Source organism: Pseudoalteromonas sp. APC 3495 (assembly GCF_030407645.1).
Taxonomy (GTDB): domain Bacteria; phylum Pseudomonadota; class Gammaproteobacteria; order Enterobacterales; family Alteromonadaceae; genus Pseudoalteromonas; species Pseudoalteromonas tetraodonis.
In genome coordinates, this window is sequence record NZ_JASDDA010000009.1 from 30,995 (window position 1) to 56,225 (window position 25,231).

At 41.0% G+C, this 25,231-nt stretch carries 30 protein-coding genes and 2 tRNA genes; 18 read left to right on the plus strand and 14 right to left on the minus strand.

All coding sequences use genetic code 11. The features are described 5' to 3' along the window. The 11 genes from QL984_RS05545 (at window position 1) to mgtE (ending at window position 8,635) form a co-directional block, all read left to right on the plus strand. Window positions 1–972 (plus strand): KpsF/GutQ family sugar-phosphate isomerase, encoded by a 972-nt coding sequence (locus QL984_RS05545; RefSeq protein ID WP_016900276.1) that lies wholly within the window; start codon window positions 1–3, stop codon window positions 970–972. Beyond that, window positions 973–1,524, plus strand: coding sequence for a 3-deoxy-manno-octulosonate-8-phosphatase KdsC (gene kdsC / locus QL984_RS05550; RefSeq protein ID WP_013463985.1), 552 nt, complete (start codon window positions 973–975; stop codon window positions 1,522–1,524). Then, window positions 1,521–2,075 carry an LPS export ABC transporter periplasmic protein LptC gene (lptC, locus tag QL984_RS05555; RefSeq protein WP_024601343.1) on the plus strand — a complete coding sequence of 185 codons (555 nt, stop codon included), beginning with the start codon at window positions 1,521–1,523 and terminating at the stop codon, window positions 2,073–2,075. The genes kdsC and lptC overlap by 4 nt, the downstream gene beginning before the upstream one ends. Next, entirely contained in the window at window positions 2,065–2,604 is a 540-nt protein-coding gene (gene lptA, locus QL984_RS05560) for a lipopolysaccharide transport periplasmic protein LptA (protein WP_016900279.1), read from the plus strand. The genes lptC and lptA overlap by 11 nt, the downstream gene beginning before the upstream one ends. Next, window positions 2,601–3,326 carry an LPS export ABC transporter ATP-binding protein gene (gene lptB, locus QL984_RS05565; RefSeq protein ID WP_013463982.1) on the plus strand — a complete coding sequence of 242 codons (726 nt, stop codon included), beginning with the start codon at window positions 2,601–2,603 and terminating at the stop codon, window positions 3,324–3,326. Before lptA ends, lptB begins: the two co-directional genes overlap by 4 nt. 381 nt (window positions 3,327–3,707) lie before the next feature. Continuing rightward, entirely contained in the window at window positions 3,708–5,207 is a 1,500-nt protein-coding gene (locus QL984_RS05570; protein ID WP_138764225.1) for an RNA polymerase factor sigma-54, read from the plus strand. A 26-nt stretch (window positions 5,208–5,233) separates the two neighbouring features. Continuing rightward, complete coding sequence (hpf, locus tag QL984_RS05575; protein ID WP_010390562.1) at window positions 5,234–5,521, plus strand: ribosome hibernation promoting factor; 288 nt, start codon at window positions 5,234–5,236, stop codon at window positions 5,519–5,521. A gap of 4 nt (window positions 5,522–5,525) precedes the next feature. Beyond that, the gene (gene ptsN / locus QL984_RS05580) at window positions 5,526–5,978 is read left to right on the plus strand and encodes a PTS IIA-like nitrogen regulatory protein PtsN (protein ID WP_013463980.1); all 453 of its coding nucleotides are present in this window, start codon (window positions 5,526–5,528) and stop codon (window positions 5,976–5,978) included. Window positions 5,979–5,997: 19 nt separating this feature from the next. Beyond that, the gene (gene rapZ / locus QL984_RS05585) at window positions 5,998–6,840 is read left to right on the plus strand and encodes an RNase adapter RapZ (RefSeq protein ID WP_010390558.1); all 843 of its coding nucleotides are present in this window, start codon (window positions 5,998–6,000) and stop codon (window positions 6,838–6,840) included. Window positions 6,841–6,864: 24 nt separating this feature from the next. Next, on the plus strand, window positions 6,865–7,137 hold the full coding sequence (locus QL984_RS05590) for an HPr family phosphocarrier protein (RefSeq protein ID WP_013463979.1): 273 nt from the start codon (window positions 6,865–6,867) through the stop codon (window positions 7,135–7,137). A gap of 139 nt (window positions 7,138–7,276) precedes the next feature. Next, the gene (mgtE, locus tag QL984_RS05595) at window positions 7,277–8,635 is read left to right on the plus strand and encodes a magnesium transporter (RefSeq protein WP_013463978.1); all 1,359 of its coding nucleotides are present in this window, start codon (window positions 7,277–7,279) and stop codon (window positions 8,633–8,635) included. Between the two features lie 77 nt (window positions 8,636–8,712). Here mgtE and QL984_RS05600 read toward each other — a convergent pair whose 3' ends face one another. Next, window positions 8,713–10,896, minus strand: a complete 2,184-nt coding sequence (locus QL984_RS05600; RefSeq protein ID WP_024601348.1) for a YgiQ family radical SAM protein — start codon at window positions 10,894–10,896, stop codon at window positions 8,713–8,715. A 289-nt stretch (window positions 10,897–11,185) separates the two neighbouring features. Here QL984_RS05600 and QL984_RS05605 point away from each other — a divergent pair, with 289 nt between their 5' ends. Both QL984_RS05605 and QL984_RS05610 read left to right on the plus strand, forming a co-directional pair. Further along, on the plus strand, window positions 11,186–11,734 hold the full coding sequence (locus tag QL984_RS05605; RefSeq protein ID WP_024601349.1) for an SRPBCC family protein: 549 nt from the start codon (window positions 11,186–11,188) through the stop codon (window positions 11,732–11,734). Further along, window positions 11,703–12,584: a TIGR03899 family protein gene (locus QL984_RS05610; RefSeq protein ID WP_013463975.1), complete on the plus strand. Its 882-nt coding sequence runs from the start codon at window positions 11,703–11,705 to the stop codon at window positions 12,582–12,584. The genes QL984_RS05605 and QL984_RS05610 overlap by 32 nt, the downstream gene beginning before the upstream one ends. Window positions 12,585–12,660: 76 nt before the next feature. Here QL984_RS05610 and QL984_RS05615 read toward each other — a convergent pair whose 3' ends face one another. From QL984_RS05615 to QL984_RS05650, 8 genes are all read right to left on the minus strand, one after another. Next, window positions 12,661–13,431: a TIGR04219 family outer membrane beta-barrel protein gene (locus QL984_RS05615; RefSeq protein WP_013463974.1), complete on the minus strand. Its 771-nt coding sequence runs from the start codon at window positions 13,429–13,431 to the stop codon at window positions 12,661–12,663. 3 nt (window positions 13,432–13,434) lie between these two features. After that, window positions 13,435–14,421: a DUF2333 family protein gene (locus tag QL984_RS05620; protein ID WP_013463973.1), complete on the minus strand. Its 987-nt coding sequence runs from the start codon at window positions 14,419–14,421 to the stop codon at window positions 13,435–13,437. Window positions 14,422–14,429: 8 nt separating this feature from the next. Continuing rightward, complete coding sequence (locus QL984_RS05625; RefSeq protein ID WP_024601351.1) at window positions 14,430–14,939, minus strand: copper chaperone PCu(A)C; 510 nt, start codon at window positions 14,937–14,939, stop codon at window positions 14,430–14,432. A gap of 78 nt (window positions 14,940–15,017) precedes the next feature. Further along, a complete protein-coding gene (locus QL984_RS05630) occupies window positions 15,018–15,344 on the minus strand; it encodes a hypothetical protein (RefSeq protein WP_016900286.1) in 327 nt (108 codons plus the stop codon). A gap of 10 nt (window positions 15,345–15,354) precedes the next feature. Then, complete coding sequence (locus tag QL984_RS05635; protein WP_013463970.1) at window positions 15,355–15,561, minus strand: PspC domain-containing protein; 207 nt, start codon at window positions 15,559–15,561, stop codon at window positions 15,355–15,357. A 10-nt stretch (window positions 15,562–15,571) separates the two neighbouring features. Then, window positions 15,572–16,252, minus strand: a complete 681-nt coding sequence (locus tag QL984_RS05640; RefSeq protein WP_036955837.1) for a PspA/IM30 family protein — start codon at window positions 16,250–16,252, stop codon at window positions 15,572–15,574. A gap of 236 nt (window positions 16,253–16,488) precedes the next feature. Continuing rightward, window positions 16,489–17,421, minus strand: coding sequence for a tRNA dihydrouridine(20/20a) synthase DusA (gene dusA, locus QL984_RS05645; protein WP_036955956.1), 933 nt, complete (start codon window positions 17,419–17,421; stop codon window positions 16,489–16,491). A 123-nt stretch (window positions 17,422–17,544) separates the two neighbouring features. Continuing rightward, complete coding sequence (locus tag QL984_RS05650) at window positions 17,545–18,165, minus strand: MarC family protein (protein ID WP_008115498.1); 621 nt, start codon at window positions 18,163–18,165, stop codon at window positions 17,545–17,547. Between the two features lie 92 nt (window positions 18,166–18,257). Here QL984_RS05650 and QL984_RS05655 point away from each other — a divergent pair, with 92 nt between their 5' ends. From QL984_RS05655 to QL984_RS05665, 3 genes are all read left to right on the plus strand, one after another. Then, window positions 18,258–18,692 (plus strand): transcriptional repressor, encoded by a 435-nt coding sequence (locus QL984_RS05655; RefSeq protein ID WP_013463967.1) that lies wholly within the window; start codon window positions 18,258–18,260, stop codon window positions 18,690–18,692. 63 nt (window positions 18,693–18,755) lie between these two features. Next, complete coding sequence (locus QL984_RS05660; RefSeq protein WP_013463966.1) at window positions 18,756–19,223, plus strand: chemotaxis protein CheX; 468 nt, start codon at window positions 18,756–18,758, stop codon at window positions 19,221–19,223. Next, window positions 19,220–19,648, plus strand: a complete 429-nt coding sequence (locus tag QL984_RS05665; RefSeq protein ID WP_024601659.1) for a secondary thiamine-phosphate synthase enzyme YjbQ — start codon at window positions 19,220–19,222, stop codon at window positions 19,646–19,648. The genes QL984_RS05660 and QL984_RS05665 overlap by 4 nt, the downstream gene beginning before the upstream one ends. Window positions 19,649–19,796: 148 nt before the next feature. Here the strand turns inward: QL984_RS05665 and QL984_RS05670 are convergent. The 3 genes from QL984_RS05670 to orn all read right to left on the minus strand — a co-directional run bounded on the left by QL984_RS05670 (window position 19,797) and on the right by orn (window position 20,767). Further along, window positions 19,797–19,872: transfer RNA gene (locus QL984_RS05670), tRNA-Gly, on the minus strand. A gap of 99 nt (window positions 19,873–19,971) precedes the next feature. Further along, window positions 19,972–20,047: transfer RNA gene (locus QL984_RS05675), tRNA-Gly, on the minus strand. 174 nt (window positions 20,048–20,221) lie between these two features. Beyond that, complete coding sequence (gene orn, locus QL984_RS05680; protein WP_024601660.1) at window positions 20,222–20,767, minus strand: oligoribonuclease; 546 nt, start codon at window positions 20,765–20,767, stop codon at window positions 20,222–20,224. Between the two features lie 122 nt (window positions 20,768–20,889). Here orn and rsgA point away from each other — a divergent pair, with 122 nt between their 5' ends. Together rsgA and asd are read left to right on the plus strand one after the other, a co-directional pair. After that, window positions 20,890–21,948: a small ribosomal subunit biogenesis GTPase RsgA gene (gene rsgA, locus QL984_RS05685; RefSeq protein ID WP_024601661.1), complete on the plus strand. Its 1,059-nt coding sequence runs from the start codon at window positions 20,890–20,892 to the stop codon at window positions 21,946–21,948. 14 nt (window positions 21,949–21,962) lie between these two features. Then, entirely contained in the window at window positions 21,963–22,829 is an 867-nt protein-coding gene (asd, locus tag QL984_RS05690) for an archaetidylserine decarboxylase (RefSeq protein ID WP_024601662.1), read from the plus strand. 109 nt (window positions 22,830–22,938) lie between these two features. Here asd and QL984_RS05695 read toward each other — a convergent pair whose 3' ends face one another. Next, on the minus strand, window positions 22,939–23,706 hold the full coding sequence (locus tag QL984_RS05695) for a HesA/MoeB/ThiF family protein (RefSeq protein ID WP_024601663.1): 768 nt from the start codon (window positions 23,704–23,706) through the stop codon (window positions 22,939–22,941). Further along, window positions 23,699–25,225 carry a thiamine phosphate synthase gene (gene thiE, locus QL984_RS05700; protein WP_024601664.1) on the minus strand — a complete coding sequence of 509 codons (1,527 nt, stop codon included), beginning with the start codon at window positions 25,223–25,225 and terminating at the stop codon, window positions 23,699–23,701. Before thiE ends, QL984_RS05695 begins: the two co-directional genes overlap by 8 nt. Between the last annotated feature and the right edge of the window lie 6 nt (window positions 25,226–25,231).

Consider the following 25,231-nt stretch of genomic DNA (forward strand, 5'->3'; position numbering starts at 1 on the left):
ATGGCAACGCTAAACTTTATTCAACAAGGGTTACGTGTTCTAGAGATTGAACGCCAAGCACTCAGCGATATTACACAATACGTTAATGAAAGCTTTAACCAAGCCTGTCAATTAATGTATGACTGCTCAGGTCGTATTATTGTTATTGGCATGGGTAAATCAGGCCATATTGGTAACAAAATAGCCGCCACTCTTGCCAGTACCGGCAGCCCCGCATTTTTTGTTCACCCGGGTGAAGCAAGCCATGGTGATTTAGGAATGATCACAGCAAATGACGTGGTTATCCTCATTTCAAACTCTGGTGAAACCAGCGAAGTACTTAATATTATTCCAGTATTAAAGCGCATTGGTGCCAAAATGATTGCCATGACAGGCAACCAAGGCTCAACCATGGCAACATTGGCAAATGTGCATGTGTGTATTAAAGTTGAACAAGAAGCCTGCTCATTGGGCTTAGCACCTACTGCAAGTACCACTGCCACACTCGCTATGGGTGATGCCATGGCGGTGGCATTATTAGAAGCACGCGGCTTTACTGCTGATGATTTTGCACTATCGCACCCTGGTGGTAGCTTAGGCAAGCGATTACTCTTAACTCTTAAAGATGTTATGCACAGTGGTGCTGATACGCCTATCATTAACGAGACGCAAACGATTAAAGATGCCTTAATTGAAATGTCGGCCAAAGGACTCGGCATGACCGCTATTGTTGATAGTGACCAGCAATTATCAGGCCTGTTTACCGATGGCGATTTACGCCGTATTTTAGAGCAACGTATTGACATTCATAGCACTGAAATTAATGTTGTGATGACCAAGTCGTGTACTACAGCCACCCAAGAGATGCTCGCGGCTGAAGCGTTAAATATTATGGAACAAAAACGTATTAATGGTTTAATTGTAATTAATGAGCATAATCAACCGATTGGCGCACTAAATATGCAAGACTTACTTAAAGCCGGAGTGCTATAAATGCAATTTGAAGATCTCTATCAACCGCTAAGTGATGATGCAAAGGCGCGCGCAAAAAAAGTAAAGCTATTAATTTGTGATATTGATGGTGTATTTTCTGATGGCCGTATTTACCTTGGAAACCAAGGTGAAGAACTCAAAGCATTTAACACCAAAGACGGATTTGGTATTAAAGCCCTGATTAACAGCGGTTTTGAAGTCGCCGTAATCACTGGGCGCCATTCTCATATAGTGCAGCAACGTATGAGCAGTTTAACCGTACAACATATATATCAAGGCCAAGAAGACAAGCTTATAGCCTATCAAGAATTAAAACAAAAATTAGCGCTTAGCGATGAGCAAATTGCTTATATAGGTGATGATGGCCCAGACATGCCAGTAATGGAGCAAGTCGGTTTTGCGGTTGCCGTAAACGATGCTCATCCACTTATTAAACGTTTATCACATTATGTAACCCAACTGCCCGGCGGTTTTGGGGCGGTAAGAGAGCTGACAGACTTACTTATGCTCGAAAATAACAAGCCACTAACTAGCCAAGGAACGAGTTCATGAATGTAGCGCGCATTATACTGAGCGTTTTATTCATAAGCTGTATGGTTTGGCTCTGGTATCCTTATTTTACTAAGGTTGATATTACTGCAAGCGAAGAAACACAAGTTATTGCTAAGCCTGATTATACCGCTATTGAGCTAAAACAAACGGCTTATAATGAACAAGGTAAAGTGAGCCATAAGGTAACTGCGGTAAAAATGGAGCTGTATCAACAACTCGGTTTTACCTTTTTTGAAAAGCCTATATTCACTTTATACAACGAGCAGCAAACATGGCGTATTAACGCCGATGAAGCCACCCTCTACGACGACCGTCAACTGGTGTTAGAGGGTAATGTAACCGCTCAAAACTTAGTAGATAACGCCATGATCGATACGATCACCGCCCAGACCATCAATGTTGATATAAAACTATTAACCATGCAATCACAGCAGCCTGTCGTTATTACAGGACCTAATTTAAAAATCACAGGTAAAGGCCTTGAGGCCGATTTAAAAACCGAGGTGATTAAACTTATTAACCATACGCGAACCCTATATTATGACCAATAACCTATTTAAAATTTTAATTGTTCCCTCACTATTAATTGCTTTTAACAGTAATGGCGCTGAACCTGCTGAAGCCCCCGCTGCTAATCAAATTTCAATTAGTGCAGATAAGCAAGAAGGTCAATTAAAAGAAAACGTAGGCATTTTTGAGAAAAATGTTGAAATTATTCATGGTAATCGCCGTATCACAGCTGACCGTTTAGAAGTGCATAAACGCGATGACCTAGGCGATAACAAACAGTTATTAATTGCCACAGGCAGCCCTGCATATTTTGAAGAAACACAAGCTGATGGCACCATAATGAGCGCCAGTGCTAATGAAGTGCGTTACGATGTGTCGCTGCGTTTTTTAACCTTAATCGGCGATGCAAGCATTGCTCAAGCAGGTCAAAAAATAACAGCTAAAAGTATCACTTACGATATCGAGCAGCAGTTAATTAGCGCAGAAAAAGACGAAAACTCAACAGACCGTGTACACACTATTTTAGTGCCTGTTGAAAATAAAAAAGAAGATGATAAAGGCCAACCATGAGCACATTAAAAGCAGAGCTATTAGCTAAAAGCTACAAAGGTCGTGAAGTTGTAAAAAACGTTGGCCTAGAGGTTGAAGCTGGCAGTATTGTGGGGTTACTTGGCCCTAATGGTGCAGGTAAAACCACCACTTTTTATATGATTGTAGGCCTTGTCCCTAGTGATAAAGGCAAAATATCAATTGATGATAAAGATATTACTTTATTACCGATGCACAGCCGAGCGCGTTTAGGGATTGGTTATCTACCGCAAGAGTCGTCTATTTTTAGAAAGCTGACTGTTTATCAAAACTTAATGGCTATCTTAGAAACACGTAAAGAATTAAACAAACAACAACGCGAAGATACCTTAAATAATTTACTTGATGAATTTAGCATTCAGCATATCCGCGACAGCCAAGGTATGGCCTTATCAGGTGGTGAACGTCGCCGCGTTGAAATTGCTCGCGCGTTAGCAGCAAACCCTAAATTTATCCTTTTAGACGAACCCTTTGCGGGGGTTGATCCTATCTCAGTATTAGATATTAAAAAGATTATAGAGCATCTTAAAAACCGTGGCATTGGCGTACTTATTACAGACCATAACGTGCGCGAAACACTTGATGTTTGTGAAAAAGCCTACATAGTTTCTCATGGGGAGTTAATTGCATCAGGCACTCCTGAATACGTATTAAACGATAAAACAGTACGCGATGTTTATTTGGGCGAGCAGTTCAAGCTCTAATATGTGTGTTATTCCACTAAGCATCTGCTAAGATTAATCATACTTAGGTCTGTTGACCTTTCAAGGTTGAATTTGCAGCAGTCTGTTTGGTATTTAGGCAAGGCAGAGCCTATGTGGTGTGGTATTCCCCATAAATAGGCGATAACGCAGCATCAATGCCAAACAGGCGCTGCCCTTCGGGTTCTGCCTAGGGACGATTTACTCTTTGTTGCCTACATGGATGTAGGTAAGGAGCGTGAGCAGGACGCGGAAGCTTTGCTCGGTTTTGACTTAGCCCACTAGGTTACAAACCTCGCGCCGCAATTAAACCGCCCCTAGTTTGAACAAATTTTAATCCGTAAAGGTCAACAGACCGTAATTTAAAAGGATTGTTAGAGATAAATGAGGCAATCATTACAGCTGCGCATGGGCCAGCAACTTACAATGACTCCACAGTTGCAACAAGCAATTCGCTTATTGCAACTCAGTACATTGGATCTCCAGCAAGAAATTCAAGAAGCGCTCGATAGCAACCCCTTGCTTGAAGTTGAAGAACACGATTACAGCGAAGACACTGCAGGTAAAAACGAACAAAAAGCCGATAACGATGACTTAACGCTAAGTGCCTCAGCTGACGATAAACCTAGCGAGGATGAGCAAGATAGCGGCGAAGCAATGACCAAAGACACCATTAGCGATGATATGGCTATGGATGTTACTTGGGATGAATATATGAGCGCTGCGCCTGCCTCTTCATCGGGCCCAATGCCAGAAGATGAATCTATTTATCAAGGCTCTTCGACTGAAACGCTGCATGAGTATTTAATGTGGCAACTTCAACTGACGCCGTTTAGTCCTACCGATGAAGCGATAGCTATTGCAATTGTAGAAGCTGTGGACGACTCAGGGATTCTAACCCTTAGCTGTGAAGAAATATTAGAAAGCTTTAACCAAGAAAACGACGGCGAAGATGAAGTTGAACTTGACGAAATAGAAGCGGTACTAAAGCGTATTCAACTATTTGATCCAGTGGGAATAGCCGCGCGTAGTTTACAAGAGTGCTTGTGTATTCAGCTAAATCAATTTGATAAAGACACACCTTTTTTAAACGAAACAAAAATGATCTTAACCGATCATATTGATTTACTTGCTGCACGTGACTATCGCACGTTGATGAAAAAAACAAAGCTTAAAGAAGATGAGCTTAAAGAAATCATGACGTTGATTCATACGCTCAGCCCAAAACCGGCAGACACTATTGTTAGAGAAGAGTCTGAATACGTTATTCCTGATGTGTCGGTTAAAAAAGTTAAAGGTCGTTGGGTAGTTGAATTAAACCCAGATAGCATGCCTAAGATCAGAGTAAATAGCCAATATGCAGCTATGTCGCGTACGGTTAAATCAAGTGGTGATAGCCAGTTTATTCGCTCGCACTTACAAGAGGCTAAATGGTTTATAAAAAGCTTAGAAAGTAGAAATGACACGCTACTTAAAGTAACCAACTGTATTGTGCAACAGCAACAGGCCTTTTTTGAACACGGTCCTGAGGCTATGAAGCCTATGGTGCTTAACGATGTGGCTGAAATGGTGGAAATGCACGAGTCGACTATATCGCGTGTTACTACGCAAAAATACATGCATACACCACGTGGCATTTTTGAGCTTAAATATTTCTTTTCAAGCCATGTAAGTACTGAAAATGGTGGCGAATGTTCATCAACAGCAATACGTGCATTAATTAAAAAATTAATCGCTGCAGAAAACTCAGCTAAACCATTGAGTGATAGTAAAATTGCAGATATATTGGCAGAGCAAGGAATTAAAGTAGCGAGGAGAACCATTGCAAAATATCGCGAATCTCTAGCTATTCCCCCGTCTAATCAACGTAAAAGTTTGATTTAAGGCGTACAACAAAGAGGAAAATGTTTATGCAACTGAATTTAACTGGTCGCCATGTAGATATTACCGACTCGCTTAGAGACTACGTAAATAGTAAATTTTCGAAGTTACAGAGGCACACTGATCACATAACGAATGTGCACGTTATTCTCGATGTAGAAAAACTAAACCAAAAAGCTGAAGCAACCGTTCATGTTAGTGGCGCTGAGATTTTTGCCTCTACTGAGCATCAAGATATGTATGCCGCTATAGACTCGCTCATTGACAAGCTAGATCGTCAAGTAATTAAACACAAAGAGAAACTTGCTCGACACTAACACTATGAAACTAAGCTCACTTATCTGTCAGGACTGCAGTAAAGCTGCGGTCCTTTTTAATAGTAAAAAAAGAATTTTAGAATTTATCAGTGAATTGGCTCACAATAAGCTGCCCTATTTAACACAACAAGATATTCTTAATGCATTAACTGCAAGAGAAAAGCTTGGAAGTACAGGCATTGGCCGAGGCATTGCTATTCCACATGGTCGCATGAGTGGAGCTCAAGAGCCCCTTGCTTTGATTTTAGTGAGCGAAACAGCTATTAATTTTGATGCGATTGATAACCGGCCGGTTGACATTTTTGTCGCGTTAATTGTTCCCGATGGCGATAATCAGCAGCATTTGAAAACGCTAGCCACGATTGCTGATAAGCTCAATGATAAAGAATTTTGTAAACAGTTACGCGCCGCCAAATCGGATAGCGAACTATATCAGGTTATCGTCAGTCAATCGTAGTAACAAAGAAAGGTGATAAATGGAATTAATAATTATAAGCGGTCGTTCAGGGTCAGGTAAATCTGTGGCGTTACGCGTTGTGGAAGACTTAGGTTATTATTGTGTAGACAATATTCCTCTTAATTTATTACCATCATTAGTGCGCAGTGTTTCCGACAGTTATAATAAAATTGCCGTGAGTGTTGATGTACGTAACCTACCTAAAGAGCAACAGCAGTTTAATGAAATCATTGAATATTTACCTGGTTTTACTAAACCAACGGTATTTTATTTAGACAGTGACGATCAAACATTAATAAAACGCTTTTCGGAAACGCGTCGTCTCCACCCTTTATCTATTGATTCTTTGCCGCTTGATTTAGCCATAAAAAAAGAAAAACAACTGCTTGATGTATTGATTAATCGTGCTGATTATATGATTGATACCACAGATTTAAGTGTGCATCAGCTTGCTGAATCTATTCGTGAAAAAATACTCGGAAAAAAAGATAAACAACTGATCATTACCTTTGAGTCATTTGGTTTTAAACACGGCATCCCTAAAGAAGCAGATTACGTATTCGATGCCCGTTTTTTACCAAACCCGCATTGGGAGCCTGAACTTAAGCCACTTACGGGGCTGGATCAACCAGTAAAAGACTACCTAGCAAGTCACAGCATAGTGCAAAAATTTACATGGCAAATTCAAACATTTGTGCAAACATGGCTGCCGCATTTAGAACGAAATAACCGCAGCTACTTAACCATTGCAATTGGCTGTACCGGTGGGCAACACCGCTCTGTTTATTTAGCGCAAACCATTGGTGAAAGCTTTGCAATGAGTCATCCTAATGTAAAAATTCGCCACCGAGAACAAGAATAAAATCAAAGCTTGCGAGAACATGTCATGCGGTTAGAAAATACATTTTTAATAAAAAACAAATTAGGATTACACGCTAGAGCGGCGACAGTATTAGCTCAGCTTTCTGTGCAATTTGATGCCACAATCACTTTATTTCAAGATGACAAACAAGCCGCTGGCGATAGCGTGCTGGCACTTATGTTACTCGAAAGCAGCCAAGGCAAAGAAGTTAAGGTGGTATGCGAAGGCCCCGACGCTGAGCCTGCACTTAGCGCAATAGGTGAACTCATCGACCAACGATTTAATGAGCAAGAATAAAAAAGTTCATTATTAACTCATCATCCTAAGCTTAGGTTAATAGTGGTTGAGTTAGTTTGCTCACATAAAGTAAGATAAACTAAAATTGAATAGCATTTATACCCTTCCAGCATGTAATACAATTTAATTAAGGACGCCAATGCCTGAAGCTTTAGAACAAGATATTCCACTACAACAACTAAAACAGGTGACTAAGTCACTAAATAGTGGTCAATTTGTTCAAGTTAGACGCATGCTGGCAAAAACGGCGCCTTGTGATACCGCACTTCTTTTAGAATCATCCCCGCATAAAATTCGCCGTATGCTCTGGCAGCTTGTTGATCCTGATGTACAAGGTGATGTGCTTGAAGAGCTGTCTGAAGATGTACGTTTGGGTATTATTGCGCAAATGGCACCCGAGCACATTGCTGCCGCAACCGAAGACATGGGCCATGATGACTTAGGGGAAGTACTACGTAGCCTACCTGACACCGTTTATAAAGATGTTGTTAGCGCTATGGATATTCAAGATAGAGAACGTGCAACGCAGGCTTTATCGTATCAAGAGCGCTCTGCTGGCGCATTGATGAATATAGATACCGTTACTATTCGCCCCGATGTGACTCTAGATGTGGTACTGCGTTATATTCGCTTACGCGGCGAATTACCTGAGGGTACAGATGACTTATATGTGGTTGATGAAAATAACTGCTTTTTAGGCGCCCTATCGCTGAGTACTTTATTAACTAATCCCCCTGAAAAAATTGTTCATGAGTTAATGGATGAAGACTGTGAGTCTATTCCTATTTCAATGGATGAGAGCGAAGTTGCACAATTGTTTGAGCGTCATAACTGGATATCGGCACCGGTTGTTGATGACAACGCACACTTGCTTGGGCGGATCACCATTGATGATATCGTTGATGTTATTCGTGAAGACGCTGAGCACAGTTTACTGGGTTTAGCGGGTTTAGATGATGAAGAAGATACCTTTGCACCTGTGTTGAAAAGCTCTAAAAAGCGCTCAATTTGGCTGGGTGTAAACTTACTAACTGCATTGCTGGCTGCAATTGTGGCGAGCTTTTTTGAAAACACCTTAGCTATATTACCAATTCTTGCTGTGCTCAATGGTATTGTCCCGTCAATGGGTGGGGTTGCAGGCAGCCAAACCTTAACTTTGGTTATTCGCGGTATCGCGGTGGGCCATATCAACCAAACTAACCAACGTTTTTTATTATTAAAAGAACTCGCTATCGGCGCGATTAACGGTATGGTTTGGTCTATCCTAATTGCCGGTGTCGTTGCGCTTTGGCAATGGGATTTCAAACTCGGTGGTGTTTTAGCGTTTGCTATGTTTATGAATTTAGTTGCAGCAGGTATTGCGGGTGCTAGTATCCCACTATTGCTTAAAAAAATGAAAATAGATCCAGCACTTGCAGGCAGTGTGGTACTAACCACGGTAACTGATATTGTTGGTATATTTGCCTTCTTAGGTACTGCGACTTGGTTATTGATTTAATCTTTTTATAAACAAAAACACCGCATCAATACGCGGTGTTTTTGTTTAAGCCGATAGTTACTTTACATAAGTTAAGGCTACTTAGCGCGTTGGCGATTACCACCTACCTTAGGTTTAGTGTTGGCTTTTTTAAACTGGCTAAAGCCAGTATGACGAGTCAGCGCAGGACGACCGCCCTTGTTACCTTTTCCGCCTTTGGTTTGTCTTTCATCTCGTCCTTCTTCAGGGACTAAACAGTTAGGTCCTTTACCAATAAGCTTGGCTTTGCCCATGTTACGCAGGGCTTCGCGGATCATTGGCCAACCGGCAGGATCGTGATAGCGTAAAATCGCTTTATGCAAACGACGTTGGCGCGCTCCCTTAGGCACAGGTACTTGCTCCGTATTATTTTTAATATTACGTAGCGAGTTCATTTCTGTGTGGTAAATGGTGGTTGCGTTGGCCATCGGTGATGGATAAAAATTTTGTACCTGATCAAGCTTAAAATCATTCGATTTCAACCATAAAGCCATGTTTACCATGTCTTCATCTTTAGTCCCCGGGTGAGCAGAAATAAAGTATGGAATTAAATACTGCTTTTTACCCGCTTCTTTTGAGTACTTATCAAATAACGCTTTAAATTCATCATAGGCGCCCATACCTGGTTTCATCATTTTTGATAATGGGCCATCTTCTGTGTGCTCAGGTGCTATTTTTAAATATCCACCAACATGATGGGTTACTAGCTCTTTAACGTAACGAGGATCACGTACTGCAAGGTCATAACGCACGCCCGAAGCAATTAAGATCTTTTTGATCCCTTTAACCTCACGCGCCTTTTTATATAAGTCGATAGTGGGTGTGTGATCGGTATCCATATGCTTACAAATATCAGGATACACACACGACAAGCGACGGCACGTACTCTCTGCTTTTTTGCTGGTACAACGCAGTTTGTACATATTTGCAGTTGGCCCACCTAAATCAGAAATAACCCCCGTAAAGCCCGGCACTTTATCTCTAATTTGTTCAATTTCTTCGATAATCGATTCTTGAGAACGGCTTTGTATTATGCGCCCCTCATGCTCGGTAATAGAACAAAACGAACAGCCGCCAAAACAGCCGCGCATAATATTTACCGACGTTTTAATCATATCGTAAGCAGGGATTTTATCATCGCCATAACTTGGATGTGGTATACGCTGGTAAGGTAAACCAAACACGTCATCCATTTCCTGAGTTTCAAGCGGATAAGCCGGCGGATTCACCCAAATAGAACGATCGCCATGACGCTGAAATAACGCCCTTGCACAACCTGGGTTGGTTTCTTGATGTAAAATACGTGATGCATGGGCATACAAAGGCTTATTAACGCTAACCTGCTCAAATGCCGGCAGTTTAACGTAAGTTTTTTCCCACGGCTTAGGACGAGCAGGCTGGATGGTAATTGGTTTTGCAGCTTCTGCTTGTAAATCGATGCCGGCTTGCTTAAATTCTGATTTAGCACAGCCCACATCATCCGCGCCATAAGGATTAGGAATAGGGTCTATTTTACCAATTTTATCAATGGCTGTTGAGTCACTGCCACGCCAACCAGGTAAAGGCTCTTTACGAATAACTGCCGTGCCTCTAACATCCTGTATGGTATCGATGGTTTCACCGGCAGCGATACGATGCGCTACTTCAACTAACGGGCGTTCGGCATTACCATAAATTAAAATATCGCCTTTAGCGTCAAATAATACGCTACGACGTACTTTTTCTTGCCAGTAATCATAATGAGCAATACGGCGCAGACTGGCTTCAATGCCCCCTAACACTAATGGCACATCTTTGTAGGCTTCACGACAGCGTTGTGAATAAATGATCACTGCGCGATCTGGGCGTTTACCGCCGACATTTCCTGGTGTGTATGCGTCATCATGGCGCATTCGTTTTTCAGCGGTGTAACGATTGATCATCGAGTCCATATTACCGGCTGTAATACCAAAAAATAAGTTAGGCTTACCCAATGCCATAAACGCATCTTTAGAGTTCCAATCTGGTTGAGCAATAATACCCACTCTAAAACCTTGCGCTTCTAGCACTCGGCCAATTACGGCCATCCCAAAACTAGGATGGTCTACATAAGCATCACCGCTAATAATAATAATATCGCAGCTATCCCAGCCAAGCGCGTCCATTTCTTCGCGTGTTGTTGGTAAAAATGGAGCTGTGCCATAACACTCAGCCCAATACTTGGGGTATGAGAATAAGGCGCGTTCAGCTTTTAATGTGCTCATAAAATTGGCCGTTCAATAACAAAAGGCGCGAATTATACCCTATCGACATCCCCGTTGATATAGCACAAAATGAAAGCGCTGATTAAAAATTGTTTACCTTTATTGCATTACTAAAACTAATAAATCATCTAAACTTATTACGGCTAATGTCTGCTTTTGGAATAATACAAGGTAGATAAAATAGATCAAAAGCAACCGTGACTTCGTTAAACTATTAAATAATTAATAATTGATAGACGCTGTAAATTAAAATAGATGAGGAATACCTATTAAACTACTTAAAAAAATAATGCAGTTTTCAATCATATTGCTTCTGGTTTTTGTTGTCGTTGGATTATTGTTACCACAAAATTATCATGTGCAAAAAAGTATAAAAATTAATGCACGCGCTCCCGTAATAAAGTCATTAGTGGAGGACTTTACCCAGTGGTATAAATGGTCGCCGTGGCAACAAATAGACCCTAATATTAAGTTTAATATTGGAGAACCGAGCTCTGGCGCAGGAGCCTACCAATCTTGGGAAGGTAAATGGGGCAAAGGCGAAATGACAATATCGTCATTAAGCGATAATGAAGTTGTATTTAGTGTGTTATTTAATCAAGAGCATATTATCACTAGCAAATTACTATTTAGCCCGCACACAAAAACCGTCACGTGGCATATAGAAGGACAAGCAACGATGCCGCTTATTTCTGGGTACGTTGCTATATCTGCTGAAAATATATTAGGTAATATAGTGACCCTAGGATTAAATAACCTAAAAACGGTCGCTCAACTCAGTGATGCACAAGCAATAATGGAAAGCCATGACAGTCAAAACCGCACAAGCCAGGATTAAACTTGCCAATATTATTGAGTCACTGCTAGGTTACTCGGTCACAAAAGTGAGCAATACGCCTGCCATTGATGAAAAAACCTATAATCCTCAAGGTAAAGCCAAATCGCTTTATAGTATTAATAGCGAGCATTCAATTTTAGCGCGTGCTCAAAAACGACAAGACTTACTACTGATTAAACAGCAACAAAATATTGAGACTATTTTAGCCTTAGCAATGGAGTTTTGTCCTGATGTTGCTTGCGCTAAGCAGCCCGATGCTGATTGGGTGGAGCACTTTATAGCCTTATGTGAAGATACCTCAAATCAATCTATGCAAGTGTTGTGGGCAAAAATTTTTACTGGCGAAACCATTAGCCCAGGTACTTTTTCTATTAAAAGTTTACAAACACTTAAGCACATGACCCAGCGCGAAGCCGATTCATTAAGAAAGTGCGTGTCTATTTCTGGATATAACGAAAAGGATAGCAGCCACCTAATATTCTTGGGGTATTACAAAAAACCCTCATTATTTGATTTACTAGGTAAAGGCAATAAAGTGTCATTAAGCATAGGTAAAAGCGGCGTGAGCTTTCCAGACGTACTAACTTTAATGGATTTAAACTTGCTGTATCGTAAAGAAATAGAGTCAGCGGCATTAAAAGTAGGACAAGAGTTCACCCTATCCTTTTTATCACAAAAACTAACCTTAAAAGCAAAAAGTAACGATTTGGTGCTTAGCTATTATAAGTTTACTCAAACAGGTGATGAACTATTTAGATTAATGAACTACCCGATTAACAAGGTGTACAAACAGTTAATTGGTTCAGCATTTGAAGGGGAGTTTGAATTAGTTTGGCATTCTTTAAAATAGCAAACAGAGATGACTAAAGCGTGTGTTAGCTTTTAAAAATAAGAGCCACACAAGGTGGCTCAAAATAATACTTTAATTAAAAGTGAACCTGAATACCGGCAAACGGACCCGATGCATCAATATCAGTATTAATATCATCGACATCATCAAGTTCTAAAACCATAGAGCGGTAGCCCGCTTTAACCGCAACATCAACCGCTAGGTTATCAATAAACTCCCAAGCAATACCCATTTGGTAATCTTGTACTTTACTGTCATCTATGGCTAAAAAGCTGCCTTCAGCAAAAACACTTAAACCACTAAATGGTAAACCCGCTTCAAAACGTCCATATACTAACGGCACAACACCAGAGAACTCTTCGATTTCAGTAAAGTTAGCGCCACCTTGTTGTGATGTACCTGTTACAACAAGCTCACCATCAAACTGCTTAGCATTAAGACCTAAATCAATTGAGATTAAATCGTTATCAAAAATCTCGTAGTAAAGAATATAATCAATGTGCGATAAGTCAGTCACTGAATTAACATCAGTGCCAACAATATAATCAGTACCGTTAAAACTAAATGTGTCTTCAAGCACTGTTGAGCCGTTTAATTCAAGCTCAGTGTATTTTAACTTTAAGTTTGGCACTAATGGCACTGGGTGCTCAAGCGCAGCGTAATAACTTACAAAGGTTTCATCTTCAAAGTTGAAGTTTTGCAGGGCGTTATTGTTATCAGAAAAGCTACCGTCATTATCTGCTTTCCAACCATCAACCCCTACATATAAACCCAATACAGTGTCGGCTTGTGCTACAGGGGCTAAACATGCCATTGATAAGGCTGCTGCTATACAATACTTTTTCATTTTTTATCCTTGCGCTAATAATTCGCTAAGTTCAATTAGTGCCGCATTGGCTCTAGAAATATAATTTGCCATAACAAGTGAATGGTTGGCGACATAACCAAATCCATTACCGTTTAAAATCATTGGGCTCCATACCGTTTCTTGGGTTGCTTCAAGCTCGCGTATAATTTGTTGCAAGCTGACACGGGCGTTCTTTTTATCAAGCACATCGGCAAAATCATATTCAACCGCCTGTAAAAAGTGCAGTAAAGCCCAAGTAGCACCACGTGACTCATAAAATACATCATCAATTTCCCACCATGATGTTTTTATTTGTTGTTGTAAAGGCGTATAGGTGGCCTGTGTATTTGAAGAGTTACCGGCGAGGTCAGTGTTAACCTTATCTTGACCCACGCTTGCACTTAAACGCTGACTTAAGCTGCCTAAACGCTTTTCAGCTTCTTTTAACCAACTGCGTAGGTTATCTGCACGAGAGTAAAATTGGCTATCGCGCTCATGCTGATTGGCTATTTGAGAACGATATACCATTAAATAATCAATTCCTTTTTGGTATTCACCCTCAGCACTTGGCCATGCCCATGCTTCAGAGCTGATATTAAATTGTGGCTGAGCTTTTTTGAGCGCTTCGTGTTCAGTTGATTGCGATTGTGAGCGGCTAAAATCTTTTCGCATAGACAACGCTAAATCACGCACCATTTCCAGCGCACCATACTCCCAGGCCGGCATATTGTCCATTATTACGCTCGGTGGTAGCACATCATTTGATAAGTAACCGCCTGATTTAGTTAAAAGCGTATCAGCTACAGTGATGAGTGTTGAAGTTGTTACATAACCTGTGACCAGTTTTTCACTGCGTTGCTGCGCTTGTTGCTTAGCATTTTGCACAACATCAAAACGTGAAGGCTCTATACTCCAGTACACTGCAATGGCGTAAAACACGACAAATAACAGTACCAGTGCCGTTATTATTTTTCCTTTATGCTGTGACATTTATCCTCCTAATGATGACTATGATCTTTCGATGCTTTTACCGGCTCTGCTTGTGAGGCTAACGAAACGACTTTTGCATTGGTAAATACTCGGTTCCCGTCTTCAAAATATAGCGTGAGTTTACGTTCTTGACCTACTTTTAACGGTTCTTGTGGTTCAAACACCATTAAATGATAGCTGCCTGGCTTAAAATCGAGTTGTTGGTGAGCTTTAATAAGCAATGATTCGACTTTTTGCATTTTCATCATACCGTCAGCGTGAACGTGCTCATGAATTTCAACACGCCCTAGGCCATCAATTGTCGCTTTAGTCAACGTTGCTGGTACATTGCTGTGGTTTTTAATACTAAAGTAAGCCACACTGGCTTTGGTTGCCGGCAAAAACTCTCTTACTTGCGCATGTGTTACTTGTAGCTGCGCAACAACACTATCGTGTTCATGTCCTTCGTGCGCCATTAACGAAGACGAAAAAACACCCACCATTAATGCACTTGCTATCGAAATACATTGTTTAATCATCAGTAAAATCCTTGTTAAAACAAAAAAATATAGTTCAAATTTATCATAATTCCCTTATGTTAGGCAGCTAATTTAAGCTCAAGAGACGACTTTTTTGTTATCTGCGATTAACCAACACAGCCCTGCTACAAACAATAACGGCCAAGCAATCATCAATGATCCGAATAAAAAAGCTAAAATAGTACCAGCCAGTGCCACCATCGCCGCGCCAACTAACCCCATCGTCACTAAAGCAACAATCGCAATAACAACGATAATAGCAACTAATGCACCAATGAGCTCTATACCTGTCCAGCTAATATCTGAGATCCATAGCGGAAACTGCCACACATCAAAGTGAATAATTGAACCGCTATTAATTAAAAACAACGCAACAATAACTAGGCACACGGCGAATGTTTTCATGCTGCTCTCCTTACACTGCTTTTTCTTCAAGGCAACAGTGAGCAATTAAATAACCTAGCGCCACTGCAAACGGAAAACTTAAAAATAATAAAACAGTCACTAAGCGAGTAGACCATACCGGAAAGTCTAGTCGGTAAGCTAACCCACTACAGACGCCTGATATTTTTTTGTTAAGCGTATTTTTGTACCAACGACGGTGTGTATTAAAACTATTCATAACAATCTCCTTAAGCTGTTTGTTTATTAGCAGTATTTAAACTTGCTTTTAAACTAGCCAGTTCTGCATCAATTTTTTCATTTTTAACCAGTGACTCAATTTGCATAGCTGTATTGCTCGCAGTATCTGTGAGCTCATACGCTTCAACTTGCGACTCTACACTTTCAACGCGGCGCTCTATTTGCTCAAATCGTGATAAGGCAAAAGCCACTTTATCGCTTTGTAGTTGCGTATTTATTTTTGCCCTTGCTTCAACTACGTTTTCACGCTTTGTAAGTTGTGCTTGTTTTGCTTTTGCCTGCATCATTTTTTGTTGTAAGCGCTCGCAGTCTTCTGTGATTTTTACAATTGATTGCTGCAATGTTTCAAGCTGCGTTTGCAAGCACCCTATGCTTTGTTCAACTGTGTGTTTTTCGGCTAATGCTGATTTAGCTAAATCGTCACGATTTTTTTTCACAGCATGCTCAGCTTTTAATTGCCAATTTGCGAGCGCTTGCTGTTTGTTACTTATTTGACGTTTAATGCTCTTTTCTTCACATAAAAGTGCAGCTGCCGTACTACGACACTCATTAAGCGCTTCTTGCATTTCAGTAAGCATTAAATTGAGTAACTTTTCTGAGTCTTCTGCTTTATCAAGCATAGCTACAATATTTGCTTGAATGACGTCGTTTACGCGGTTAAATATGCCCATGTTATTCTCCTGATGATTTTTATTTATACATCAACTGGATTCCAAGAGTTATGCCAACAACTTAAAATGGTTTTATTTTCATTAAATATCATGTGGTTAAGTTATTTTAAGTAGGTAAATTAATGACTCGCCACTGAATGAAATTAAGTCGAATTGGCTAATAAATTAAACTTTTGACCAAAATTTGGGATCAAAAAAAGCCACCTGAGGTGGCTTTTTTCTATACAGAGGATCTGTTATTCGGGTACGTAACTTAGTGCTTTATCCATAACACTCAAATCAGCTTGCTTGCCATGGCCATTTTCAGATAAATGGCGTCTAAAACCACGCGCACCGGGTTGTCCCTGAAAAATACCCAACATATGGCGAGCAACATGCCAAAAGTTAGCGCCTAAACGCATCTCTTCTTCAATGTAATCATACATAGAGCGCACAACATCATGACGTGACTGAGTATTAGCAGCATCACCATATATTTTTTCATCAACTTCATTTAGCATAAATGGATTGCTGTAAGCCTCTCGCCCAACCATCACCCCATCTATGTACTGTAAATGCTCAAGACTTTGCTCAATGGTTTTAACACCGCCATTAATACTTAAATCAAGTTGTGGATAATCTTTTTTAAGCTGGTAAACACGGGGGTAGTTTAGCTCAGGAACTTCGCGATTTTCTTTTGGACTCAACCCCTTTAGCCATGCCTTACGGGCATGAATAATAAAATCATCACAGCCTACTTTATGCGATGCTTCAATAAGCGCACATAAGAATTCATAGGAATCTTGCTCATCAATACCAATGCGCGTTTTTACCGTAACAGGAATACTGACTTCACTTTTCATTGCAGCAACACACTCTGCCACAAGCTCGGGCTCTGCCATTAAACAGGCACCAAAACGCCCATTTTGCACACGATCTGATGGGCAACCTACGTTAAGGTTTATTTCATCATAACCGCGCTCACCTGCAAGCTTGGCACACTGTGCTAGCGCTTGCGGATCTGAGCCCCCCAGCTGCAGCGCTACTGGGCCTTCATGTTGATTAAAGTGCAAATAGTCACCACGGCCAAACAAAATAGCACCTGTGGTGATCATTTCAGTGTAGAGCACGGTGTGCTTTGTCATTTTACGATGAAACGTACGACAATGGCGATCAGTCCAATCGAGCATGGGGGCAACAGAAAAGCGTCGATTTAAAGTACGTTTATCCAAAATGTAGTCCTCAAAAATTTATAATTTAAGCACAGCTTAAAAGGCGCTGCATTTTACACAAAAGCCCCATGCGCAGCAATATTAAGCAAACACCTGCAAGCCAAAGTATTGTGCGATACCATTTAAAATATTCGTTACTGCGACTGAGCTTAAAATTAACCCCATAATTCGGCTAATAATACTTGCCCCACTATCACCTATTATTTTATGTACATGCGTAGCAAGTAATAACAAAATAAGTACCACCACTAAAACGGCCAGCATCATTGATGAGGTAATCATTTGTTCAACCCAAGTATATTCTTCATTACGCGTCATTAATACCGCACCTAACATAGCGCCTGGGCTTGCAATTGAGGGTATAGCCAGCGGAAAAATAGCGGTTTCAGTGCTATCGCGAACACTTTTAATTTCAGCTTCGGGTTTACTTTCACCAAACGTCATGGAGAGTGCAAAAATTAATAAGATCAACCCACCGGCTATTTGAAATGCCGATAGTGGAATCTCAATCACATTGAGTAATTGCTCACCGGCAACCACAAAAAATAACAGTACTAAAGCAGATACACCCACTGCTTTAAAAATTACTTTACGCTTAAACTTGTCGTCATCACCCCGAGTTACGGCGATAAAAACCGGAATTGTGCCGATTGGATCGATAACTGCAAAAAAGAAAATAAATATGGCTAATAGTTCATGCATTAATGAATACCTTTTCACAAAAGCGGTTAATAAAACGCTGCAACTACAATACAGTATGTTAGTATATCACGGCAAAGTAAGGATGAGAGAAGATGAATATAGAATCACTCGTAAGTAAAGCAAAACAAGTATGCGACAACCGTGGTGCGCGATTCACACCTATTCGCGAAAAGGTATTTCGTTTATTAGCAAGCGCTCAAGGTGGTGTGGGTGCATACGATTTGCTAGAGCAATTAAAAGTCACTGAAACAGGCGCAAAACCTGCGACAATTTATCGTGCTTTAGACTTTTTAGCAGAACTCGGTTTTATTCATAAAATTGAAAGCACTAACGCATTCATGTTGTGTCATCACTTTGATCATATTCATCCTGTTCAATTACTAATTTGCGATACATGTGGGTTTGTTAAAGAGCTGCATTCAACAGTAATTTCACATGAGCTCAATAACTTAGCAGCCGAAAGTGGCTTTGTAGTTTCTGGGCAAACCATAGAAGCACACGGTAAATGTGACGCTTGTCGAGCATAGCTGAGCGACTATAGCTATACTTTACGTATACCCTCTATCAGTACCAATTTAAGGATATATAATATGAATGTAGAGTTCATTAATCCCTTTTTATCTTCTTTGATGAATGTATTGAGCACCATGGCTCAAACTCAGTTAAAACCAGGTAAACCTCGCATTAAAACCGATGAAGTAGCCTGTGGTGATGTATCGGGATTAATTGGTATGGTTGGCCCCCAAACTCGCGGTTCATTTTCAATAACCTTCGACGAAAGTTTAGCGCTGACTATAATGGAACGTATGTTAGGTGAGCGACCTGACAGCGTAAATGAAGAAGTCACTGACATGGTCGGCGAAATAACCAATATGGTCACCGGTGGTGCTAAAAACCTATTAGGTGAAAAAGGCTATGACTTTGCCATGGCAACCCCCATTGTTGTGTCTGGTAAAAACCATACTATTACGCATAAAAGTGACGGCAAAAAAATTATTATGCCATTTACCAGTGATGCAGGTAATGCAAACATTGAAGTGAGCTTCGATAAGCTATGAGCTGGTCGCAAACCACGATTACATTAAAGCCTCGCTCGCGGGGCTTTCACTTAATTGATAACGACATACTGACTAAACTCCCACAGCTGAGCCAACTAAAAATAGGTTTATTACACTTATTTATTCAACACACCTCTGCCAGCTTAACCATTAATGAAAATGCCGATCCGACCGTGCGTATGGATATGGAAAGCCACTTCAATCAGTTTGTACCTGAGCGCCAGCCTTATTATCGTCATGACTATGAGGGCGATGATGATATGCCTGCTCATATTAAAACCAGCACTTTAGGTTGCGAGTTAACGATACCTATTAATGATGGTCAATTAGCGCTGGGGACTTGGCAAGGAATATACTTAGGCGAACATCGCGACCATGGCGGGGCTAGGCGTATTATTGCCACTTTGCAAGGCGAAACGTTTTAGAGCTAGGTTTTAGGTTTTACAACACAGATCGTTCGCATCCATTGAGTACTTCAAATCTAATAAAAATTATATAAATTAAATTTATAATGATTCACATGTGGATTATTGTTTGCTATTTGAAAATGAATATCTGGAAAGTAAATAAGATTGGAGCGGTACACGAGGCTCGAACTCGTGACCTCGACCTTGGCAAGGTCGCGCTCTACCAACTGAGCTAGTACCGCATTATATGAAGATTCTAGGTCCTAGGTTCTGTCAAAATTAAACCTTGTTCCTTTCGCCTTGAATCTTTATTTCTACTACAATTTCTTTTGGTGAGAAATTGGAGCGGCACACGAGGCTCGAACTCGTGACCTCGACCTTGGCAAGGTCGCGCTCTACCAACTGAGCTAGTGCCGCATTCAAAATAGTCAGTAATTCGTCCGTTGGTGCGCGACAGGGCGCGTTCAACATTCTGGCAACTGAGCTAGTGCCGCATTCAAAAGTCAAAGCTCAAACACACTAACCCCGCGGGGGTTATCGTCTTGAGCGGGGCAGGATTCTACAATAATTAGGGTGCTTTGCAAGTATTTTTTATAAATTAAAAAACTTTTCTCGGTAAACCTTTAATTCCATAATCGAATCTTTAATGTCGTCTAACGCTAAATGTGACCCTTTTTTATTCACTTGAGCCAATACATCTGGTTTCCAACGACGAGCAAGTTCTTTAATGGTACTTACATCTAAATTACGGTAATGAAAAAAGTCTTCAAGCTCACGCATATACTTATTCATAAAACGACGGTCTTGGCCAATCGAGTTACCACACATAGGTGAAGCACCCGCTGGTACCCATTGCTTTAAAAACGCGAGGGTTTGCTCAGCGGCATAAGCTTCATCGAAAGTACTTGCCTTACAACGCGCTGTAAGCCCTGATTTGCCATGCTGAGTTGTACACCACTCATCCATACCATCAAGTAGTTCATCACTTTGATGAATGGCAATGGTTGGGCCTTCGGCTAATATATTCAGATCAGCGTCAGTGACAACAGTTGCAATTTCAAGTATTTTGTCAGTCTCTGGTTCAAGTCCGGTCATTTCCAGATCGAGCCAAATTAAATTTGATTTATTAATAGTCATAATTACCTTAAACGGTGCTTTTCTTTAGATCCAACGCATTTCGATATATCATATTAGCATCAACCGTCGAGCTAAAGCTTTTTTTGGCAAACTCGGCATTTAACTCAGGTTATAGGCCTCAAGTGGCAAAACAGAAAAAATTAAGTAAAGGCCAATCCCGTAGGATCAAGGCCAATCATCAAAAGCGCTTATCGAATGCCGATACAAAACCGGCAAAAGTCGGCGCGCAAGAATGGCAAACAGATAATTTAGGTCAAGTGGAAAATGCGATTGTTATTAGCCGCTTTGGACAACATGCCGATGTAGAAACACAAAACGGTGATGTATTACGTTGTAATATTCGTCGTACCGTATCGAACTTGGTTTGCGGCGATGAAGTATTGTTTCGCCGTGCAAAAGTAAGTGAAGGTGATTTAGCGGGTGTTATTGAAGCAACTCAAGAGCGCCGTTCACAACTCACGCGCCCCGATTTTTATGATGGGGTTAAAGTGATTGCCGCTAATATTGATCAAATTTTAATGGTTTCAGCGGTACTGCCAGAGTTTACCCCGAGCATTATTGACCGCTATTTAATTGCCTGTGAAGACATGGGTATCGAACCCATTTTAGTACTGAATAAAATTGATTTAATTGATGAAGCTGGTTTAAACGAAATACAACAAATCCTCGACATTTACCGTAACCTTAATTATCAGGTGCTGCTAGTTAGTAATATAACTGGCGAAGGCATTAATGAGTTAAAAGAAGTACTTGCGGGCAAAAATAATATTTTTGTTGGTCAAAGTGGCGTGGGTAAATCTACCTTAGTTAACACTGTACTGCCGGATGCTGAAATTTTGACTAAAGAAGTGTCTGAAAACAGCGGGCTTGGCCAGCACACCACCACGGTATCACGCCTTCATCATTTACCGAGTGGGGGTAATTTAATTGACTCACCGGGAATTCGTGAATTTGGCCTATGGCATTTAGATGTTGAACGCGTCACTTGGTGCTTTAAAGAATTTAGAGAATTTATAGGCGGATGCCGGTTTAGAGATTGTAAACATTTAAACGATCCGGGCTGTATAATTAAACAAGCGGTAGCCGATGGCGATATTTCAAAATTACGCTTTGAAAGCTACCACCGTATTTTAGAAACCATGGCCGATGGCCGTGCAGGCGCTCGTGCGCCCCGCGTATAATAAGGGAATAACCTGTGAGTTTAGATAAATTTAAAATCGCCATGCAGTATGCCATGCCAAAACACTTTATTTCTCGTGTGGTAGGTAAACTTGCTGCAGCAAAAGCCGGTGCGTTAACAACCACATTAATTAAATTATTTATTAAACAATATAAAATAGATATGAGCGAAGCTAAATATTCAGATCCGGCTCATTACAAAAGCTTTAATGAATTTTTTACCCGTCCGTTAAAAGACGGTGTGCGTCCTATGGTTGAAGATGAAGAAATTATTATTCATCCAGTAGACGGCGCAATTAGCCAACTAGGCGACATTGTTGATGGTCAACTTATTCAAGCTAAAGGCCACGATTACAGCTTACAAGCATTGTTAGGTGGATCACAAGACGACACAACCCCGTTTTTAGGCGGTAAATTTGCAACTATTTACTTGGCACCAAAAGATTACCACCGTATTCATATGCCAATTGATGGCACGCTAAGCAAAATGATTTATGTACCGGGCGATTTATTTTCAGTAAACCCACTTACCGCTCAAAACGTACCAAATTTATTTGCCCGTAACGAGCGTGTAGTGGCTATTTTTGAAACTGAAATTGGCCCGCTAGCTATGGTTTTAGTAGGCGCAACCATTGTTGCCAGCATAGAAACTATTTGGGCTGGCACAGTGACTCCACCAGCTGGCAGTGATGTGTTTAGCTGGAACTACCCAACTAAAGGCGAAAACGCGATCACCCTTAAGAAAGGGGAAGAAATGGGTCGCTTTAAATTAGGCTCAACGGTTGTGCTCGCATGGGGTGCGAACAAAGCAGAAATATTAGACGATCAACTCCCAGAGGTAGTTACTCGTTTAGGCACTGCCTTTGCAAAAATTGATGATTAATAGGTAGTGTCAGTTCGAGCTTAAAAAAACACCGCGTTTATTTTCAATAACCGCGGTGTTCTTTTCTTGTAGACGTAGAGCTTACTCACGTTAAAAGCCAAGCTTTTCATTACTCATACCCGCCACACTCTTTACACGCTAAATCCTTAGTCATCTTAAAATGCTGTTGCTTTAAGCTTAATGCGTCAAACGTTATAAACACATTCCCCTTAAAATGACCTAACAACATATTGAGGGTTAATTGTGCCTGCATTGACCCAACAATCCCAAGTAAAGGGCTAATTACCCCGGCATTACTACAATTTATAACCGGTGCATCGCTACTTTGAGGGTAAACACAGCCATAACATGGGCTGTCACTTTGTCTAAAATCAAACCCCATTAATTGCCCTTGAGTTGCCAGCGCAGCCCCTGTAATTAAGCGAGTGTTATTAGCAATGCAATAGCGATTAACCGCATAACGGGTACTAAAGTTATCAGAGCAATCAAGCACTATATCGGCGTTTTTTAAGAGCAACGCACTGTTGGTATCATCCAGCTTTTGAGTGTGGGTTATTATATTTATTTGATTGTTAAGGCTCGCAAGCACCTTTCCAGCCGCGCGAACTTTGTTTTGCCCCAAATGATTTACTTTATAGAGCACTTGGCGCTGCAAGTTAGACAGTTCAACTACATCGTCATCAATTAAAATAAGCGACCCAATGCCAGCTGCCGCTAAATACAGCAGCGCAGGACTACCTAAGCCACCTGCACCAACTACGGCAACCGTTGAACGTTTCAGCGTTAACTGCCCGTCAAGCCCCACTTCATCAAGTAATATGTGGCGGCTGTAACGCAAGGTTTCTTTATCATTTAACGTTTGCGATGTATCAGTCATATTTCGTATTAATCGCGGTTTGTAGTGATCTAATTGCTGAAACATGATCAGGCGCTTCACTAATGGCACGTACCACAGCTACGCTACCAACCCCCGAATTTGCTACTTCAGTTGCGCGGCTTAAATCAATACCGCCAATAGCGACTGTAGGGTAACTCTGCATAAGCGGTACAAATTTATTGAGCTTTTCAAGCCCTTGTATTTGCCCTGTCATGTCTTTGGTCGTCGTTGGGTAAATAGCACCAAACGCCATGTAGCTTGGGCGGTAATTATGCGCCCGAAGCATTTCATAAAAGCCATGGGTAGAGAGACCAAGTCGCAGGCCTGCTTCTTTTATAGCAACTAAGTTTGCACTCTCTAAGTCTTCTTGCCCTAAATGCACCCCATAGGCGCCATGTTTGATGGCAAGTTGCCAGTAATCATTTATAAATACCTGCGCATTATACTGCTCACCCAAGGTGACCGCTTTGGCAATCAGTTCATCTAGCTCATTCTGCGTTTTATTTTTAACACGAAGCTGAGCTGTTTTAATTCCTTGCTGTAAGCACTTTTCTAGCCATTCAATACTATCAACCACACCATAGAGGCCAAGCTTTTTACTTTCACAGGCTGCAAAATCAGCAGCCATATTAAAATCAAGCGGCACATCAAAATCCAACTCATCACCTAACCAGCTACCCGGTTCAATCACCTGAGGGTAATGCGCTAAATCGGTAGGAAACTGCGTTTGTGCAACCGGCCCTATGCCCTCGCCATAGCGAACTGATTGCTTTAAACCTTGGTTTATATAGGCTTTAGCTAAAATAAACGCATCTTTTAACGGGTAGTCTTTTGCAAGACACGCAGCAATTACTGACGCCATACTGCACCCTGTACCATGGCTATGAGGAACTTGAATTTTTTCATTACCTAGCCAATAGTCTTCACCGTTTTGTGTGCAGTAATCAATGCAATACCCGCTTGGGTAATCCCAATGTCCGCCTTTAATCACCACCGCTTTTGCGCCCCACGCCATCAGCTTACTCGCCGCTTCTTTAATCGCTGCAGGGCCAATTAAATACACACCCGTTAATAACTGGGTTTCGTGGGTATTTGGGGTAATTACATCCACCAGCGGTAGTAAACATTCTTTTATCGCACTTACGGTGTCTTCTTCTGTTAGTAAGTCACCGCTTGAGGCAATAGCCACAGGGTCATACACAATAACCGGCGGGGTTGGCCATTTGGCTTTGTAATGGCTTATGTGCTCACTAATTAACTGAATTTGCTGCACATTGGCAAGCATACCAATTTTTATCACTTTGGCTTTCATGTCTTTTTCAAGTGCAAGCAACTGGGACTCAATAATATCGGTAGACACTGCATTAATGGCCTCTACACCTAAGCTATTTTGAGCGGTAAGCGCGGTGATTGCTGTACAACCATGCACACCAAAACTTTGCATTGCCTTAATATCGGCTTGAATACCCGCGCCGCCGCCAGAATCAGAGCCAGCAATTGTCCACACTACGTTTGTCATATTTTT

Excerpts from the sequence above, each read along its gene's own strand:
- QL984_RS05545 (WP_016900276.1), top strand. The coding sequence starts at position 1 with ATGGCAACGCTAAACTTTATTCAACAAGGGTTACGTGTTCTAGAGATT.
- kdsC (WP_013463985.1), top strand. The coding sequence starts at position 973 with ATGCAATTTGAAGATCTCTATCAACCGCTAAGTGATGATGCAAAGGCG.
- lptC (WP_024601343.1), top strand. The coding sequence starts at position 1,521 with ATGAATGTAGCGCGCATTATACTGAGCGTTTTATTCATAAGCTGTATG.
- lptA (WP_016900279.1), top strand. The coding sequence starts at position 2,065 with ATGACCAATAACCTATTTAAAATTTTAATTGTTCCCTCACTATTAATT.
- lptB (WP_013463982.1), top strand. The coding sequence starts at position 2,601 with ATGAGCACATTAAAAGCAGAGCTATTAGCTAAAAGCTACAAAGGTCGT.
- QL984_RS05570 (WP_138764225.1), top strand. The coding sequence starts at position 3,708 with ATGAGGCAATCATTACAGCTGCGCATGGGCCAGCAACTTACAATGACT.
- hpf (WP_010390562.1), top strand. The coding sequence starts at position 5,234 with ATGCAACTGAATTTAACTGGTCGCCATGTAGATATTACCGACTCGCTT.
- ptsN (WP_013463980.1), top strand. The coding sequence starts at position 5,526 with ATGAAACTAAGCTCACTTATCTGTCAGGACTGCAGTAAAGCTGCGGTC.
- rapZ (WP_010390558.1), top strand. The coding sequence starts at position 5,998 with ATGGAATTAATAATTATAAGCGGTCGTTCAGGGTCAGGTAAATCTGTG.
- QL984_RS05590 (WP_013463979.1), top strand. The coding sequence starts at position 6,865 with ATGCGGTTAGAAAATACATTTTTAATAAAAAACAAATTAGGATTACAC.
- mgtE (WP_013463978.1), top strand. The coding sequence starts at position 7,277 with ATGCCTGAAGCTTTAGAACAAGATATTCCACTACAACAACTAAAACAG.
- QL984_RS05600 (WP_024601348.1), bottom strand. The coding sequence starts at position 10,896 with ATGAGCACATTAAAAGCTGAACGCGCCTTATTCTCATACCCCAAGTAT.
- QL984_RS05605 (WP_024601349.1), top strand. The coding sequence starts at position 11,186 with ATGCAGTTTTCAATCATATTGCTTCTGGTTTTTGTTGTCGTTGGATTA.
- QL984_RS05610 (WP_013463975.1), top strand. The coding sequence starts at position 11,703 with ATGACAGTCAAAACCGCACAAGCCAGGATTAAACTTGCCAATATTATT.
- QL984_RS05615 (WP_013463974.1), bottom strand. The coding sequence starts at position 13,431 with ATGAAAAAGTATTGTATAGCAGCAGCCTTATCAATGGCATGTTTAGCC.
- QL984_RS05620 (WP_013463973.1), bottom strand. The coding sequence starts at position 14,421 with ATGTCACAGCATAAAGGAAAAATAATAACGGCACTGGTACTGTTATTT.
- QL984_RS05625 (WP_024601351.1), bottom strand. The coding sequence starts at position 14,939 with ATGATTAAACAATGTATTTCGATAGCAAGTGCATTAATGGTGGGTGTT.
- QL984_RS05630 (WP_016900286.1), bottom strand. The coding sequence starts at position 15,344 with ATGAAAACATTCGCCGTGTGCCTAGTTATTGTTGCGTTGTTTTTAATT.
- QL984_RS05635 (WP_013463970.1), bottom strand. The coding sequence starts at position 15,561 with ATGAATAGTTTTAATACACACCGTCGTTGGTACAAAAATACGCTTAAC.
- QL984_RS05640 (WP_036955837.1), bottom strand. The coding sequence starts at position 16,252 with ATGGGCATATTTAACCGCGTAAACGACGTCATTCAAGCAAATATTGTA.
- dusA (WP_036955956.1), bottom strand. The coding sequence starts at position 17,421 with ATGCTCGATTGGACTGATCGCCATTGTCGTACGTTTCATCGTAAAATG.
- QL984_RS05650 (WP_008115498.1), bottom strand. The coding sequence starts at position 18,165 with ATGCATGAACTATTAGCCATATTTATTTTCTTTTTTGCAGTTATCGAT.
- QL984_RS05655 (WP_013463967.1), top strand. The coding sequence starts at position 18,258 with ATGAATATAGAATCACTCGTAAGTAAAGCAAAACAAGTATGCGACAAC.
- QL984_RS05660 (WP_013463966.1), top strand. The coding sequence starts at position 18,756 with ATGAATGTAGAGTTCATTAATCCCTTTTTATCTTCTTTGATGAATGTA.
- QL984_RS05665 (WP_024601659.1), top strand. The coding sequence starts at position 19,220 with ATGAGCTGGTCGCAAACCACGATTACATTAAAGCCTCGCTCGCGGGGC.
- orn (WP_024601660.1), bottom strand. The coding sequence starts at position 20,767 with ATGACTATTAATAAATCAAATTTAATTTGGCTCGATCTGGAAATGACC.
- QL984_RS05695 (WP_024601663.1), bottom strand. The coding sequence starts at position 23,706 with ATGACTGATACATCGCAAACGTTAAATGATAAAGAAACCTTGCGTTAC.
- thiE (WP_024601664.1), bottom strand. The coding sequence starts at position 25,225 with ATGACAAACGTAGTGTGGACAATTGCTGGCTCTGATTCTGGCGGCGGC.